A 16,771-nucleotide genomic window follows, 5' to 3' on the forward strand; every position below is an offset into this window, starting at 1 on the left:
ACTTACATCATTATATCATGTGCAATTCTTTTTTATCAATTAAAAAGAACGCATTTAAAATGCGTTCCAGTTTGCAATATATGCTTTAGAAGAAGAACTTAACTTCACCACGGAAGAAATTTTTATCTTTCTTCGTCGTTACATCTTCACCCCAAAAATATTTTAATCCGGCTTCAACATTTTTAGCCGGCGCATAGATAGCGCCAACTTCTGTACCTTTTACATTTCCATGCGTGTACGCTTCGTAACGTGAAGAAATCGCCGTAGCATCGGTTACCTTGAAGTTTCTCAGCATAAACATAAATGAACCTGGATGATTGATATCCATCCGTTTATAATCAAGCTCCGTAAAATAGCCCTCATTCCCAACCGTCGTTCCTACATCACTCTTTGCATACAAGCCTACAAACCGTAAATTTTTAGCAAAAAGCGTATCAAAGCCGACTACACCCAGACCATAATTTTCTGAATTAATCAATTTTCCGTATTTTCCGCCAGCTTCTACACTGTGAAAAGAATGGTAACCACCAGTCAAATTGGTGGACTTATTCAGCTTGTAGCTAAATTCCCCTGCCGCATAATCCGCTTTAAAATTATTATTTGGATTTTCAATTTTACCGACCGAAAGAACGGTTTTTAATCGATTGCCAAAACTGAACTGTGCACCGGACATTGGATCTTCATGAATATAAGCATAGCCATCCACAGTATCAAACTTACCTAATTTCGCTTTTGCACCAAACAAATTACCCTCAGCATACATATTGGTTGTTTCATTGGTGGTATCGGCTTCTGCTTTTAAGTCCGACGTAATCTTCGTTTTGCTTCTAACTTTCCATTCCTGATTAACCTGTGCATCCGTATATAATTCAATATAGCCTTTTACTGTATTATCAATGTCATTTGCCTTTTCAAAATTTTCCGCACGAATACGATAAAATCCACTGAATTTTACATTATCCACTTTATTTTCAAGTGAAGATACACGTACACCCAAATTATTTAATTCAGTCGCATATTCTGCAGACAATTTATTAATAACAGTTTGATCAACCGTGCTTACATGCTCTTTTGCCATTGCTTTCGCAACCATTTGTGCCATTTCATAACGCGTAATTTTTGCATCGCCACGGAAAGTAGCATCGCCATAACCTTCGATTACGCCCTCATGCGCCAATTTTGCAACGGCATCAAAAGACCAGTGATCTCTTGAAACATCCGTAAAAGGGTTTGCTGCAGCAAATGTAACTGCACAAGCTCCAGTCATTAAAGCTGCCGTAACCATTGTCATAAGCATTTTCTTCATTAAATGATCTCTCCAATTCACTTTTATCAATTCTTACCCTAATTTCACTGCATTTTTGCCTGACAAATAACCAAAAGTATAGGCCCGTCCATGGCTGCAACCGGTGACAACAATTGGATAATCGGTGGCAAAAAAGCTGCCAGAATTATTACCAGCTGCATAAAGTCCTGGAATTACATTTTTTTCTGTATCTAATACTTGTAATTTATCATTGATCGTTAAACCGCCTAAAGTTACGAGTAATGCTGTACCAATATGACCAGCATAGAACGGCGCTTTTTCAACAGTAGTCAAATAGACTTTATCTTTTCCAAAATCTTCGTCATCACCTTTTTTAGCTAACTCATTGTATCTATCAACTGTAACTTTTAATGTCTCTACTGGAACTTTCATCTTTTGGGCAAGTTCCTCAATGCTATCTGCTTTTACAACAATACCTTTTTGAACCAAATCTTCTAACTCTGCTTTACGATGATGAAATTTTAAAGTTTTACAAGCACTCTGCTTAAATCTAGGTGCTTCATCTTCATATTTATCATCCCAGATTGTCCATCTTGTATTCCCAGCCTGCTGCCGAACTGCATTAGATATATATGCAAACGGTAAATCTTCATTGGCATATCGTTCACCGCGTAAATTTACACTAAGCCAAGGCTGACGAACCATGGCATCTATTCTGCCTGCATTTTTTCCATCTGGGTCAAGTAACGCATTGTCAAAATACATCGGTGCATGTGGTCCCTCATCCATCCCTGCGCCGACCCACATTCCCATTTTATGACCATCGCCAGTATTATAGGTACCAGGATACATAATCTTTTGTATTTTTTCTGATGTAGGGATATAGTAGCCAAGCATTTCTTTATCATGGCCATAGTCTCCCGCACAAAGAATAACGGCTTTTTTTGCATTGAATTTTACATATTGGTCTTGCTTATTTTTCGCAATAACTCCAGTTACACGATCCTTATTATCTTTGCGAACAAGCTGGACTGCCGGCATTTCAAATTTAAAATCAACACCTAATTTTTCAGCAGTTGTTTTCAATGTGTAGGCCATTGCAACTACACCATTCCCGCCAATCATACCTTTTGGCGTTTTTTCAGCCGCATCAGCCGGTGGTTCTAAAACAAAAGATAATGTAGGAATATTGGGAATTGTTGCACCAGGAGAAATTTGCTCTTCTTTGGTCCAAACAGATTTTACTTTACACCCAACCTTTAATGCATTATCAACAATCCAATCATTCACCTTACCACTTTGTTCTGAAAAAAGTTTTACCACCTTTTGATCTGCTTTGTATGCACCCCAACGCATAATTTCACGTGTCACCACTTTAGGATCTAAGCTGTTTCCCGCTTGCACTTGGAGTTTTGAATTAACTGCACCATAATCATAACTGCGAAAATTAATATTGGGACCTTTTTCAATAATGATAACTTTTGCGCCTTCCTCAGCAGCAGCTGCCGCTGCACAAATTCCAGACATTCCGGCGCCAACAACAATTACATCGGCCTCCAATGTTTCTTTTATTTCACTGTCTTTAATTGGTTCCGGTGCTTTTAAGAAGTTCGGTGCCTTCATTGTTGCTTTTGTTCCTTCTTCGACATCTTGGGCTACACCATTTTTTCTTCCCTTACCACAAGCCGTCAATAAAAATCCAGAGCCTACAACACCGGCAACTGTAACTGCGCTACTCTTTAAAAAGTTACGTCTTGATACACCTTTTGCGGTATTTGCATCTTTTTCTAACTGCATACAAAATTCTCCCCTACTCTAGAATAAATCATAAGTCCATAATTTATAAATTCGTCCTCATTCGACAATTGTTATATTATCATCCAAATAAATCAACAGTCACTAAAGATATCTACAAAACGAATTAGCATTTACTGTAGATATCTATAATCGATATTAATTTTATCATAATTTTTAAATCAGAATTTCTAAATTTATATTGTTTAATTATTAAAATTTATTGTTGATAAAAATCTTTAGATAAAGAATTTTTTTGCAAGTTTTCTAAATTCTATTTGTATATATTTCTTCAATTATATATACAAAAAGTTTTGTCGAATTATTGTATATATAGCTAAAGCAAATAAACGTAATTAATTATAAAATAATTAGGCAGAGTAAATTTTTTTGTCTGCATTCTGTAAGAAAATCTATTTAGAAAGGAAGAGATGCTCCTATGAAAAATTTTTTATTAAAAATCGTAGAGTTCATAAAACGAAAACCACTCGTGGCGGCAGTTGCCTTAGTTGTGTTGATCGGCGCCGGATCTTTTGCGATGAAACAAGCAAGTGCCAATCCTGCCTTTTGCGCGAGCTGCCATAATCTTGAGCCTTATGTCGCTGGTTATGAAGATAGCGATTTATTAGCAAATGCGCATAATAAAGCGGGTGTTAAATGTATTGACTGTCATCAAAAATCAATTGCGGACAAAGTTGAAGAAGGTATTGCATATGTGACAGATGATTTCGATGATCCTATGGAAAAACGTAAATTAGATAATGATACGTGTTTAAAATGCCATGATGTTGAAAAAATCAAAGCAAAAACACAATTTGGAGAGCAAAATCCGCACGATTCTCACATGGGTGATCTCGTATGCTCTGATTGCCATAGCATGCATAGAAAATCAAAAACAACTTGTTCACAATGTCATAACTTTGAATGGATGAAAGAGTTGCCGTCTAATTGGGAAAAATAATTTTTCTTCATTTATCATTCATACAAAAAACCGTTAGTTTTCTCATACGATTATGATAATGAATTTTTACATATTATGAAAAAAGGAAGTGCATAGATCATGTTCGGTTTAGGTATGCCTGAAATTGCGCTTATTGCAGTCATTGGTCTTATTGTCTTTGGCCCCGGCAGATTACCTGAGGTTGGTAAATCGATTGGTAAAAGCATCGGAGAAATTCGCAATGCAATCAATGAGCCTCCACCAGCACAGCCACCACAGAAAATTATCGTGGAAGCCACTACTCCTACTACTGAAACAATCAAAAAAACATCTGAAACCTAAATATAACTACGATATATAAAGAATTTTAATTCATCCTAACCGTAGTCAAATGATACAAAGACATAACCTATTTTAAAATCATCAACATGAAAACAGGTTATGTCATCAGATAAATTCATATCATACAGCAGAAAAAATGAATCATGATGCTTATTCATGTCATTCATTTTATCACTAAAGTAGTAGGTTACAGATAAGACCATGCCGTTTAAGGAATGGTCTTATCTGATTTTATTGGAGGAAAAAGATGTCTATTGAGATCGAATTGTTAAACATCACCAAACGTTATGGAGATAAAATCCTATATCAGAACCTAGTCGGTAAAATAGAATCTAGTAGTTGCACCTGTATTACTGGCAATAACGGTTCAGGAAAATCTACTTTACTAAAAATTATCGCTGGTATCATTAAACCAACCACAGGCACTATTGTGCCAAAAAAGGGGAACAAACAAATTCCTATGAATGATTATCGCACATATATTGGTATGGTATCACCGGAAATGAATATGTACGACACTCTGACAGCTATGGAAAACCTACAATTTTTTACTGGAATCATGCCCTCGACAGCATGCTCTGATCATGCATTATTGCAAAATTCTTTAAAAATGGTAGGTCTGATGGAGGTTAAAGAAAAACCGGTAAAGACCTTTTCCACCGGGATGAAACAAAGATTAAAACTCGCTGTTTTACTTGCATCCGACCACCCCTTATGGATCTTTGATGAACCATCTTCCAATCTTGATGAAGACGGAAGAAAACTCGTGAAAAGTTGCATTGCGCAAGGTCTGAAGAAAAACAAAACCATCATACTGGCAACCAATGACCCGCTGGAGGTACGTTATGCAGACTCTGTATTTAAACTTACAAAAAATTAAACTTGTTTTTTATAAGGAATTGCGAACTGAATACCGTACACGCTATGCAGTCGGTGCTTTAAGCATGTTTGCTCTGACTACCCTGGCAAGTGTCAGCATGGCAATCGGCAGCATGCATTTATCACCAAAGCTCCTCGCCGTGCTTTTATGGATCATTTTATTTTTTTCTGCGATGGCTGGTATGTCGCGCGTTTTTATCCAAGAAGAAGAAACGGGTACAATTCATACGCTAAAGCTATACGGACAAGCCCAAATCATTTTATTCGGTAAGCTGATCTATAATATTGTACTGTTAAATGGTCTGACAATTTGTTTAATACCTTTATTCATTATTTTACTCAACGTAGATATAAGCAGTTTCAGTTTCTTTATCCTTATTTTATTGCTCGGAAATATCGGTATGGCAGCCATTTCCACGTTAACCGCCGCACTCGTAGTCCATACGCAAAGCAAAGGTTCTCTATTTACGGTATTAACCTTTCCAATTTTATTGCCTTTATTTTTAATGCTCATTCAATTAACTGCAATGGCAATTGACGACACAAGCTTTCAGGGAAGCAAACAATTACTTTTTATCGGTGCTTACGACTTTATCATGATCGGCATCTCTTCTATTTTATTTGACTATATTTGGTATGACTAAGGAGGTTATTTTCATGTTGAATTCTTTGTTAACTTTCTACACACTTTGTGTGCTTTGGGCAGTATTTTATTTGGTTCCACCTGCTGAAGGTTTAGGTTATCTCGTCCGTATTGCATTTTTTCATATTCCTGTTGCATGGGTTTCGGTTCTTGCATTTTTACTATCTGCCTGGTATGCACTTCGTTACCTTAACACCAAAGACCTAACCTATGATCATTTATGTGCACGTTCAGCTTATTTGGGTTTAATATTTTGCTTATTCGCTACAATAAGCGGTGCTATTTTTGCAAAGCTAACCTGGGGTGCATACTGGAATTGGGATCCCCGCCAAATTACGATCTTTATCCTTTTGATGATTTACGGCGCTTATACCGTTCTTCGAAGTTCAATCGAAGATCAAGAAACTAAGGCAAAATTATCCGCAGTATATTCTCTCCTCTCTTTTGTAACTGTTCCTTTTTTAGTATTTATCATTCCACGTTACTATTTTTCCCTCCATCCGTCACCAGTCATGAATCAGGCTGGAAAACTTGATATGGATCCGATCATGGTTTATGTTTTGCTGGCGGCGCTTATCAACTGTACTTTATTATTTCTCCGCATTTTATTCATCCACAAAAAACAACAAGATTTATTAAAAGAAAGTAGCGAATTTATATGAAAAAACGTCAGATTAGCATCCTAATCTTCATTACCTTATTTCTAGGTTATTGTCTTTCCCAATTTTCAAATTCACTGAATCCTTATGTAAATTTTGCAGAAGCAAAATCTTTAAATACCACTGTGCAAATAAAAGGAACCTTAAACAAAGATAACGATTCTATTACGTATGAAAATAAACAGTTAAAATTTTTTCTTCGTGGTGAACAGAATGAAAAAATACTCGTTTCCTATAAAGGAATAAAACCTGAAAACTTTGAACACGCAGAAAGTATCGTTGTAATCGGTAAGTATAACAACGATCAATTTATCGCTGAAAAGCTATTAGTGAAATGTCCTTCAAAATATGAACGCAAAGGAGAACCTAAACCATGATTGGTGTCATTAGTCTATTTCTAGCCTTGATCACAGTAACAATTGCCGTCTTTTCTTCAATCAGTACATATGCTAAAGAAGGATTAAAAAAAGAATCTACCTCAACATTTACTTTGGGCTCGTTTTGTTACCAACTTTCGAATATTTTTATTCTATTTACAAGTGCTTTTTTTATCTATATTATCTTGACCGATCAATTTCAATATCGTTATGTTTGGAGTTTTTCTGCTAAGGATCTTCCTTTAGCTTATAAATTTGCCGCATTTTGGGCCGGACAAGAAGGTTCATTTTTACTTTGGACGTTACTTCACGCACTGATCGGCCTCTATTTTGAGCGATCAAATACTATGGCCAAACCCGCTTTTATTGCCTACATGATCATCCAAGCAGTACTCACAATTTTGCTCATGATCAAAAATCCTTTTCTGCTTCAAGCGGGTCATCCAGTAGACGGCATGGGATTAAATCCACTTTTACAAGATCCTTGGATGGTAATTCATCCACCAATTATTTTCATCGGCTATGCAACACTGGCAATTCCGTTTTCCTATGCACTAGGCGGTCTTATCACGGAAAAACATAGAGAATGGATGGAAAAAGCACTTCCCTGGACACTTTTCTCTTGGAGTTTTTTAGGCGCAGGTATCTTTATCGGTGGTTATTGGGCATATAAAACACTCGGCTGGGGAGGTTATTGGGGTTGGGATCCAGTAGAAAATTCGTCCCTTGTTCCTTGGCTGACAAGCTGTGCACTTATTCATTTATTGATTACAGCGAAGATAAAACCTGGTGCATTTAAATTAACCTATTTAATGGCAATTTGCAGTTTTCTCCTTGTACTTTATGGAACTTTTTTAACGCGTAGTGGCGTACTTAGTGATTTTTCCGTACATTCTTTCAGTGAAGATGGCACTGCCGGAACAATTGCAACATTATTTATTTTAGTGGCTGTCGTATCTTTACTACTATTATCCTTAAAATGGGGACGTCTCTATACAGCTCCTATTTATCAAAAGTTCCAGAGCCGCGAATTCGTAATTACAGCAGGTGCAATTGCGTTTATAGCGCTGGCTGCGCTCATTCTTGTTGGTATGTCAACCCCACTCGTCAGCAAATTTTTAGGCAGTCCGCAAAACGTAAATATTGAGTTTTATAACAATGCTACCTTACCCTTAATCAGCATTATTCTGGCTCTAATTACATTAACGCCAATGTTAAAATGGCTGCAAACAGAAACACCTAACTATCGTAACGTCTGGTATCTAACAATCCCTCTAGTAATTGCTATTGTAATTTGCATCTTCTATCAAATTTATCATCCACTTTGCATCATCGCGATACTATTGGCCTGCACAGCATTTAGCAGCCATGTAATTCACTACAAACAGCTCTCTTTAGCAGCCACAATCGCGCACATCGGTCTATCGGTCATGACGATCGGCATCATTCTTTCTTCTGCCGGCAGTCAAAATCAAAACATTAGTTTTGAAGTCGACGAGATTCAATCAGTTTTTGGCTATAATATAAAGTATCTCGGTGAAACTAGTAACTTAGATAAACGGGAAAAATATCAAAACTTTGAACTGCTCAATGAAAATACAATGATAAAAGCATTAACTAAGCTCACTGACACTGGCGATGATGCTGCGAGAGAACCCGGAATATACAAGACGTTCACCGGTGATGTATATTTTGCTCCGGCACACAAGCATGACCAAGAAATCAACATTCTCACACTAAAAACAGGCACTTCTGTTACTGAAGATAATCTTACGCTAACTTTAACCGATATCGTAATGGAACGAAATCATACAAGTCAAAATATAAAAGTTCATGCAACTTTTGAAGTAAACAATGAAACGATGACTGAAACAGTCATACTTGAAATGATCCATGATAACGGTCAATTCAAGCCCGTACCAGTTGAAATACTCGACAATCAATATAGTTTATCACTGACTGGCGTAAATGCGGCCAATAAACAAGTACGTTTAGAACTAAAAAAACTCCAGCCAAGCACAACACCACAGATTGATATCGATATAAGTTATAAACCACTGATAGGCTTTGTATGGTTAGGGTGCATTCTGATTACGATTGGGTGCCTTTATGCCGCGATGAAAAAAATCGGACAAATAAAACAAACTTAGCATACGTCTACAAAAAAAATGTTTTTAAAACTGTAGAAACGTACCAAGACAAATCGGCTGCATTCCTATAAAATAGGTTTTGTAAACGACATATAATATATTACACACAGTATAGTAATCAGTGTAGTTTTCTTGACTAAATCTGTTATTATACAAAATGAAGACAACCTAAAAACACCCTGAAAAGCACCTGTAATCCCTAACAGGTGCTTTTCTATTTTTATTATAATTTTATATACAGAAAAAGGTTAGTGCACCAAAGTACACTAACCTTTTCTCATGCCATCATTTATTTACCGGCTAATTTTTCATAGCCTTCGCGTCTTTCTTTCGCGTCTTGTTCCGTCTTTTCAAATAAAGCATCCGCAATATCTGGATATTGACGTTTTAGGGATGAATATCTGACTTCACCCATCAAGAACTCTTTAAAGTCAGCCGTTGGTGGTTTTGAATCCAAAATGAATGGATTTTTATCCGTGTCTTTCAGGGCAGGATTAAATCTATACATAGACCAATAACCAGATTCTACAGCACGCTTGGTTTCTAATTGACTACAGCCCATGCCTACACGCAATCCATGATTGATACATGGGGAATAAGCAATGATAAGAGATGGACCTTTATAACTTTCAGCTTCTGCAATCGCTTTCAATGCCTGATTTTTATCGGCACCCATTGCAATTTGAGCCACATATACATAACCATAGGTCATTGCCATCATGCCAAGATCTTTTTTCTTCGTTCTTTTACCGCTCGCTGCAAATTGTGCAATTGCTGCAGCCGGTGTTGATTTAGAAGATTGACCACCAGTATTTGAATATACTTCCGTATCAAATACCAAAACATTGATGTCTTCTCCGGAAGCTAATACATGATCCAAGCCACCGTACCCAATGTCGTAGGCCCAACCATCACCGCCGAAGATCCAATGTGAACGTTTTACAAGGAAATCTTTATTATCATAAATTCTTCCAAGTACTGTATGACCTGCCTTTTCAGCTTCAAGTAATGCAATCATTGCATCTGAACGCTGGCGAGAATTTGTGCCCTCTTCCATATTTTCAATCCAATCTTCAAAGGCACTCTTTAATTCTTCACTTATACCGCCAGCTTCTATCGCTGCCTTCATATCGTTTGCTAAACCATTGCGTATTGCATTTGTCCCAAGAAGCATACCTAATCCAAATTCGGCATTATCTTCAAACAATGAATTTGCCCAAGCAGGTCCTTGTCCCTTATGATTTTTAGTATACGGAATTGCCGGCGCACTCGCTCCCCAAATGGAAGAACAACCAGTAGCATTCGCAATCATCATACGATCACCAAATAACTGCGTCACCAGTTTTGCATATGGAGTTTCACCACAGCCGGCGCAAGCACCAGAGAATTCAAGCAAAGGTTTTTCAAATTGGCTGCCTTTTACTGTCATCTTATTCATTGGATTTTTCTTTGGACTTACCTGCATCGCATACTCCCAATATGGAGCATTCGAAAGCTGTGTAGCAATCGGTTTCATGATCAATGCCTTTTCTTTCGCCGGACAAACTTGCGCACAATTACCGCAGCCAACACAATCAAGTGGTGAAACTACAATGCGATATTTACTGCCATCTTTTAATCCAACCGCAGGTTTGGTAACAAACCCTTCCGGTGCATTCGCAGCTTCTTCTTCGGTGAGTAAAACCGGACGAATTGTAGCATGCGGACAAACATACGAGCATTGATTACATTGAATACAATTTTCAACTTGCCATTCAGGCACATTGATTGCAATGCCGCGTTTTTCATAAGCAGCAGTTCCCACTGGGAAAGTACCGTCTTCCATTCCTTCGAAGGCACTAACTGGCAGGCTGTCACCTTCTTGGCGATTCATCGGATCAAGAATATCCTTGATAAACGCAGGAACTTCTTTTACGTTCTGATCTGCATCTGTTGCATCTGCCCAGCTTGCAGGAATTTCAATTTTCACCAAAGCTTCTATACCTTTATCAATTGCACCATGGTTCATATCAACAATGTTCTGTCCTTTGTTTCCATAGGATTTGACCACTGCATCTTTCAGATATTCTACCGCGGTATCAATTGGAATGATATTTGCCAATTTAAAGAATGCCGATTGCATAATCATATTAAAACGACCGCCAAGGCCTAATTTTTTTGCAATCTCAACTGCATTTACAACATAGAAATTTATTTTATTTTTCGCTAAATAACGTTTCATATTCGCTGGTAATTTTTCCGAAATTTCCGTTTCACTCCAAGTAGAGTTGAGCAAGAAAGTTCCATTGGGTTTCAACCCAGCAAGCAAATCATATTTATCTACATAGGATTCTTGTGAACAAGAAATAAAATCCGCTTTATTAATTAAGTATGGAGATTTGATCGGTGTTTTACCAAACCTTAAATGCGACATGGTAATACCACCAGATTTTTTCGAGTCATATGCGAAATAAGCTTGTGCATACATATCTGTTTTATCACCGATAATCTTAATTGCACTTTTATTAGCACCTACAGTACCATCAGAACCAAGACCCCAGAATTTACAAGCAGTTGTTCCTTCTGAAGTAGTATCAATGTCAAAGCTTGCTTCTGGAAGTGAAGTAAACGTAACATCATCAACTATACCGATTGTAAAGTTGTCCTTTGGTGCAGTTAAACCTAAGTTTTCAAACACCGACACAATATGACTTGGTGTAATGTCCTTGCCGCCCAGCGCATACCGTCCGCCAACGATTTGTGGACGTAATTCACTGGTATAGAAAGCATTTTTAACGTCAAGATATAATGGTTCAGCTAATGCACCCGGTTCTTTTGTTCTGTCTAAAACGGCAACTTTCTTCACTGTTTTAGGTATATATTTAAAGAAATGTTCAATAGAAAAAGGACGATACAGATGTACATTCAATACACCGACTTTTTCCCCTTTTGCATTTAAGTAATCTACAGTTTCTTCGATTGCTTCACATACAGATCCCATTGCAATGATCATACGATCTGCATCTTTTGCACCATAATAATCAAATAAATGATATTCGCGTCCAGTAATCTTGGCAAGATCAGCCATACATTCCTCAACTAACGCAGGAAGTGTTTCATAATATTTATTAACTGCTTCACGTTCTTGGAAATAGATATCAGGATTTTGCGCTGTGCCACGAACAACCGGATGATCTGGATTTAAAGCTCTACGGCGAAATGCATTGACAGCATCCCAATCCAATAGTTTTTCTAATGCATCATATTCCAAAACTTCAATTTTTTGAATTTCATGAGACGTTCTAAATCCATCAAAGAAGTTGATAAAAGGCACACGGCTCTTTATTGCAACCAAATGTGCAACAGCACTCAAATCCATTACTTGTTGCACACTGCTTTCTGCAAGCATTGCACAGCCAGTTTGTCTAGCAGCCATAACATCTTGATGATCACCAAAGATATTGAGTGAATTTGCTGCAATTGCACGTGCACTCACATGAAATACACCTGGCAACAGTTCACCAGCAATTTTATACATATTCGGAATCATCAATAATAATCCTTGGGAAGCAGTATAAGTAGTAGTAAGTGCACCAGCTTGAAGTGATCCATGAACTGCGCCTGATGCCCCAGCTTCTGATTGCAGCTCAATCACTTTAACAGTTTGTCCAAATATATTTTTTTGCCCTTTTGCAGCCAATTCATCAACGAATTCTGCCATTGGTGACGATGGGGTAATTGGATAAATCGCTGCCACATCTGTAAATGCATAAGAAATATACCCAGCAGCCGCATTACCATCCATTGTTTTCATTTTTTTACTCATTTCATAGCTCCTCTCTCAAGTTACAAAATTACTATACACCGTAGTATAGCCAATGAAACTGTAAATACACATAGGGACACTATTTTTAATGTAACTGACGTAACGCAAAATTTAAACAGCATTACGATTACATACACAAAATAATTCATGCGTATAACCAAGCGCATATAAATGAAAATTTATAACAAAATCCATGTGTTTTTATGCAAATTATACGGATGAATACGATTTAATTATACACCTAAAAAAATTTAAAGTAAATATAACATAGCTATTTCGACCTATCTATATTATCAATATTTATTTCACAATCAAAATTTTATAACTATAACAAATTGTTTTTCTCACATTTTTAGCATTTTTATCATAAACATGTAGATAAAGTTTAAAATATTTCATCCGATACATTATTTTCGATTTAATTTGCTATGTGAATAACCATACAGAAAATAGATAAAAGATCCAATGATACTCCAAATGAAAAACCGTTCCAAAGTCATCGCCGATAAATTACTCATAACATAAAGGCAAGAAATGATAGCAAGCGCTGCGATTAGGTTCACAGCCGGGCATTTGAAAGGTCGATTGGCATCCGGATATTTATGCCGCATAACAACAACACCAATTGACGCGATTACAAACGCAAATAAAGTTCCACTGCTGCACATTTCAGCAACAATATGAATTGGTGTAAATCCGCTGATAATTGCAATAAAAAAACCAACAATCATCGTAATAATATGCGGTGTACCATACTTCTCATGCACTTTACAAATGCTCGCCGGAATCAATCCATCACGCGACATGGCAAAAAAAGCTCTCGTTTGCGCATAAATCATAACAAGTAATACGGTAGTTAATCCCGCGATTGCACCTGTACCAACAATTGCCGAACCGAAATTATAACCAATTGCTCTTAATACATATGCCACAGGCTCCGCATTGTCAAGTTCGCTATAATGAACAACCCCCGTCATAACGCCAGATACAGAGATATATAAAATCGTACAAATAATCAACGAGCCGATAATACCGATCGGCATATCTCGTTTCGGATTTTTTGTTTCTTCAGCCGCTGTCGCAACCGCATCAAATCCAAGGTAAGCAAAGAAAATAACTGCAGCACCTGCAGAAACGCCCGCAAAACCAAACGGCATGAACGGCGTCCAATTCATCACATCTACTTTCGGCCCCGCTAATAAAAGGAATGTAAAAATAGCAATAAATTTTACAGCAACTAAAATCTTATTCACTGTCGTACTTTCTCTCACACCAAGCACAAGTAAATACGTTAAAAATAAGGTAATCAACATCGCCGGTAAATTAACAATACCGCCTTCTGCTGGTACGGCGGTCAATGCTTTTGGCAGTTCTATACCGCCCGATTTTAAAAGCCCCACCAAATAAGCTGACCAGCCGCCCGCTACTGCACTCGCACCAACTGTATATTCTAAAATTAAATTCCAGCCGACCAGCCAAGCAACAAATTCTCCCAAAGCAGCATATGTATACGTGTACGCACTGCCAGAGACTGGTACCATAGCAGCAAGTTCTGCATAAGCTAGGCTTACAAAAGCACAAGTCACACTTGCAATAACAAAAGACAACATCAATGCCGGACCTGCATATTTTGCAGCGGCAAGCCCCGTAAGCACAAATATACCGGTACCAATAATGACACCTACACCTAACAATACAACATCTAGAGCCCCAAGCGATCTATGCAGCGAGGTTGTAGATGCTTCATTTTTTAAAATTTCAAGTCCCTTCGTACGAAAAACATTCACAATAAATCCTCCTAAAACTAGAAATAAATATACACTTAATTGTAAATTATAACATGTTTCTTCTTTCTTGTATTAACAAGTTAACATTTATTACAATGTAAACATTATTATTTTATTATTTTTCGGACAAAATATCCATCTTCTCTAAGCAAATTAACGCTTTACACAATTCCAATATCGTTATGTTCAAAAACGGAACAAAAGCATTTCTATTTCTTTTTTATTTCATCATAATTTTGACTATTTTTCTTTACACTTACACATATTAAGGTTAAATCGAACGATAAACGAGGTGTAAGCATGGGTTTTGAAGAACTATTTCGTGATACTTGGCAAACCAGTTTCATTTTTATTGCGCTATGGATTTTCACGCGTTTTTTAGGAAAAACACAAGTCGGACAACTCACGTTTTATGAATATATCAATGGTATTACGATTGGCTCTATTGCAGGAAACATCGTAGCGGCAGAGCCGGACAAAGTTTGGAGTCATTTTTATGACCTCGTATTATTTGCTCTGCTGACCTATATTTTTTCATTCCTCACTCTAAATAATCGCTCCCTCCGCAAAGTAATTGAAGGCGAACCAACACTCATCATTGAGAATGGCATGCTGGTAAAAGAAAATATGAAAAAACTACGTTATGATCTCGATGAACTAAAGGCACAGCTCCGCGAACAAGGAGTTCTAGATATCACTGAAGTGCAATTTGCGATTCTTGAGACAACCGGTGGTCTTAGTATAATAAAGAAAGCCCAAGAACAACCTGTTACCAAAAGCGACCTAGGTCTTGCTCCAAACGAAGCCACACTGCCTATAGAGTTAATTATGGATGGAGAAGTCATTGATGAACATTTAGCAAGCAATAATATATCCCTCACCTGGCTAGAAAATGAACTAGCAAAGCAAGGGATTCAAAATAAAGACGATGTCTTATATGCAGTGATTGACAGTAAAGGAAAACTATTTATAAGCAAAGGGAAAAATCAATGATCTGAAGCTACTTTTTGCGTTCGGAGTTTCAGAATCATTTTTACGATAAGAGGAAATAGCAACATGATAAATAATAGCCGAACGAGTTGATACGCTGTCATCGTCGAAATATCAGCGCCAACAAGCAGAGCTGTGATTCCCATTTCGGCCAAGCCGCCAGGTGCCGTACTCAAAAATGCAGTTACAAAGGATATCCCTGTTAATTGTACAACCATATATCCGGTTATTAAGGAAACTACAAGTACACCTGCAACACCAAAAAAGAGACTGGATAATAATCCGTGATACTGTTTAAGTTTCGCAAGATTAATACTAGCACCAATATAGGTTCCCACACAAATCTGCGCAATGCTGATCATATATGAAGGTACTGGAGGCGCCGGAACGCCCGTCGCTAAAATAAAAGCACCAGTAAACAGAATCGGACCTAATAAAAACGCAGTTGGCAATCGCATAAACTTTGCAAGAAATGCCCCGGCAACGGCAACAACAGCATACAGTAAAATATGCTCGCCACTGCTTACGATATGTTGTGAAGCAGCGCCAACCATCATCGGATCACCATCGTGAATAAAATGGATCGTCAGAAAAGGTACACTAAAAACAACGGATAACATCCGAATCGTTTGCATAATCGTAACAGCAGTCTGATCGGTATTTTCCATCTCCTCTGCAAGTACAACCATCTGGGAAAGACCGCCTGGTACACAACCGAGCAAGCAACTTTCCAAACTAATTCCCGTTTTCTTATAAGTTATATACCCAACAAGAACGCCTATAGATACTGTAATTAATGTAGCAATCAACATCAACGGCAGTTGTTCCAGTATTTTATAACCGGTTTCAGCTGTAAAAGGTCTCCCCATTGCATACCCCAGCACAATCAGAGCCAAATTACGGATTTTAATTGACCAATACACCTGCTTTTTCATTTTTAGCGCATACAAAGAAATCGCTGCAATAGGGCCTAATGTCCACGGCAATGGTATATAAAGAACTGAAAATAAAGCACCTGCAATCACAGAAATACATGCTGTTTTCAAAAATTCACGCATAAAATCAACACCTACTATAAATAAAGACCGGGCTTTAATAGAAAGCCCATCTAATTCTACTCTAACTCGAAACCAGAAAC

Annotated in this window: 13 protein-coding genes; 8 read left to right on the plus strand and 5 right to left on the minus strand. The window is 37.5% G+C overall.

Annotated features, from left to right (window positions below; all coding sequences use genetic code 11):
* Window positions 1-85: 85 nt before the first annotated feature.
* Window positions 86-1,306: an S-layer homology domain-containing protein gene (locus BN6559_RS04010; RefSeq protein ID WP_110953539.1), complete on the minus strand. Its 1,221-nt coding sequence runs from the start codon at window positions 1,304-1,306 to the stop codon at window positions 86-88.
* Window positions 1,307-1,339: 33 nt separating this feature from the next.
* Window positions 1,340-3,064, minus strand: a complete 1,725-nt coding sequence (locus tag BN6559_RS04015) for an FAD-dependent oxidoreductase (RefSeq protein WP_110953540.1) — start codon at window positions 3,062-3,064, stop codon at window positions 1,340-1,342.
* Window positions 3,065-3,500: 436 nt separating this feature from the next.
* Here BN6559_RS04015 and BN6559_RS04020 point away from each other — a divergent pair, with 436 nt between their 5' ends.
* From BN6559_RS04020 to ccsA, 7 genes are all read left to right on the plus strand, one after another.
* On the plus strand, window positions 3,501-4,022 hold the full coding sequence (locus tag BN6559_RS04020; RefSeq protein ID WP_110953541.1) for a cytochrome c3 family protein: 522 nt from the start codon (window positions 3,501-3,503) through the stop codon (window positions 4,020-4,022).
* A 99-nt stretch (window positions 4,023-4,121) separates the two neighbouring features.
* The gene (locus BN6559_RS04025) at window positions 4,122-4,343 is read left to right on the plus strand and encodes a Sec-independent protein translocase subunit TatA/TatB (RefSeq protein WP_110953542.1); all 222 of its coding nucleotides are present in this window, start codon (window positions 4,122-4,124) and stop codon (window positions 4,341-4,343) included.
* 247 nt (window positions 4,344-4,590) lie between these two features.
* Window positions 4,591-5,223, plus strand: a complete 633-nt coding sequence (locus BN6559_RS04030) for an ABC transporter ATP-binding protein (protein WP_110953543.1) — start codon at window positions 4,591-4,593, stop codon at window positions 5,221-5,223.
* Complete coding sequence (locus BN6559_RS04035; protein ID WP_110953544.1) at window positions 5,189-5,866, plus strand: heme exporter protein CcmB; 678 nt, start codon at window positions 5,189-5,191, stop codon at window positions 5,864-5,866. The genes BN6559_RS04030 and BN6559_RS04035 overlap by 35 nt, the downstream gene beginning before the upstream one ends.
* Before the next feature lie 13 nt (window positions 5,867-5,879).
* Window positions 5,880-6,527 carry a cytochrome c biogenesis protein gene (locus tag BN6559_RS04040; RefSeq protein ID WP_110953545.1) on the plus strand — a complete coding sequence of 216 codons (648 nt, stop codon included), beginning with the start codon at window positions 5,880-5,882 and terminating at the stop codon, window positions 6,525-6,527.
* Window positions 6,524-6,901: a cytochrome c maturation protein CcmE domain-containing protein gene (locus BN6559_RS04045; RefSeq protein WP_110953546.1), complete on the plus strand. Its 378-nt coding sequence runs from the start codon at window positions 6,524-6,526 to the stop codon at window positions 6,899-6,901. Before BN6559_RS04040 ends, BN6559_RS04045 begins: the two co-directional genes overlap by 4 nt.
* The gene (gene ccsA / locus BN6559_RS04050) at window positions 6,898-9,051 is read left to right on the plus strand and encodes a cytochrome c biogenesis protein CcsA (RefSeq protein ID WP_110953547.1); all 2,154 of its coding nucleotides are present in this window, start codon (window positions 6,898-6,900) and stop codon (window positions 9,049-9,051) included. Before BN6559_RS04045 ends, ccsA begins: the two co-directional genes overlap by 4 nt.
* 289 nt (window positions 9,052-9,340) lie before the next feature.
* On the opposite strand, the gene nifJ is transcribed toward ccsA, so the two are convergent.
* Together nifJ and BN6559_RS04060 are read right to left on the minus strand one after the other, a co-directional pair.
* Window positions 9,341-12,856, minus strand: coding sequence for a pyruvate:ferredoxin (flavodoxin) oxidoreductase (gene nifJ / locus BN6559_RS04055; protein ID WP_110953548.1), 3,516 nt, complete (start codon window positions 12,854-12,856; stop codon window positions 9,341-9,343).
* A 407-nt stretch (window positions 12,857-13,263) separates the two neighbouring features.
* Window positions 13,264-14,643: an amino acid permease gene (locus BN6559_RS04060; RefSeq protein ID WP_110953549.1), complete on the minus strand. Its 1,380-nt coding sequence runs from the start codon at window positions 14,641-14,643 to the stop codon at window positions 13,264-13,266.
* A 300-nt stretch (window positions 14,644-14,943) separates the two neighbouring features.
* Here BN6559_RS04060 and BN6559_RS04065 point away from each other — a divergent pair, with 300 nt between their 5' ends.
* The gene (locus tag BN6559_RS04065) at window positions 14,944-15,636 is read left to right on the plus strand and encodes a YetF domain-containing protein (RefSeq protein WP_110953550.1); all 693 of its coding nucleotides are present in this window, start codon (window positions 14,944-14,946) and stop codon (window positions 15,634-15,636) included.
* Here BN6559_RS04065 and BN6559_RS04070 read toward each other — a convergent pair.
* Complete coding sequence (locus BN6559_RS04070; protein WP_110953551.1) at window positions 15,630-16,691, minus strand: AbrB family transcriptional regulator; 1,062 nt, start codon at window positions 16,689-16,691, stop codon at window positions 15,630-15,632. The two genes, BN6559_RS04065 and BN6559_RS04070, sit on opposite strands and share 7 nt — an antisense overlap.
* Window positions 16,692-16,771: the final 80 nt, after the last annotated feature.

Source organism: Massilibacillus massiliensis, from assembly GCF_900086705.1.
In the GTDB taxonomy this organism is placed as follows: domain Bacteria; phylum Bacillota; class Negativicutes; order FLKF01; family FLKF01; genus Massilibacillus; species Massilibacillus massiliensis.

Excerpts from the sequence above, each read along its gene's own strand:
- BN6559_RS04015 (WP_110953540.1), bottom strand. The coding sequence starts at position 3,064 with ATGCAGTTAGAAAAAGATGCAAATACCGCAAAAGGTGTATCAAGACGT.
- BN6559_RS04070 (WP_110953551.1), bottom strand. The coding sequence starts at position 16,691 with ATGCGTGAATTTTTGAAAACAGCATGTATTTCTGTGATTGCAGGTGCT.
- nifJ (WP_110953548.1), bottom strand. The coding sequence starts at position 12,856 with ATGAGTAAAAAAATGAAAACAATGGATGGTAATGCGGCTGCTGGGTAT.
- BN6559_RS04030 (WP_110953543.1), top strand. The coding sequence starts at position 4,591 with ATGTCTATTGAGATCGAATTGTTAAACATCACCAAACGTTATGGAGAT.
- BN6559_RS04065 (WP_110953550.1), top strand. The coding sequence starts at position 14,944 with ATGGGTTTTGAAGAACTATTTCGTGATACTTGGCAAACCAGTTTCATT.
- BN6559_RS04035 (WP_110953544.1), top strand. The coding sequence starts at position 5,189 with ATGCAGACTCTGTATTTAAACTTACAAAAAATTAAACTTGTTTTTTAT.
- BN6559_RS04025 (WP_110953542.1), top strand. The coding sequence starts at position 4,122 with ATGTTCGGTTTAGGTATGCCTGAAATTGCGCTTATTGCAGTCATTGGT.
- BN6559_RS04045 (WP_110953546.1), top strand. The coding sequence starts at position 6,524 with ATGAAAAAACGTCAGATTAGCATCCTAATCTTCATTACCTTATTTCTA.
- BN6559_RS04020 (WP_110953541.1), top strand. The coding sequence starts at position 3,501 with ATGAAAAATTTTTTATTAAAAATCGTAGAGTTCATAAAACGAAAACCA.
- ccsA (WP_110953547.1), top strand. The coding sequence starts at position 6,898 with ATGATTGGTGTCATTAGTCTATTTCTAGCCTTGATCACAGTAACAATT.
- BN6559_RS04010 (WP_110953539.1), bottom strand. The coding sequence starts at position 1,306 with ATGAAGAAAATGCTTATGACAATGGTTACGGCAGCTTTAATGACTGGA.
- BN6559_RS04040 (WP_110953545.1), top strand. The coding sequence starts at position 5,880 with ATGTTGAATTCTTTGTTAACTTTCTACACACTTTGTGTGCTTTGGGCA.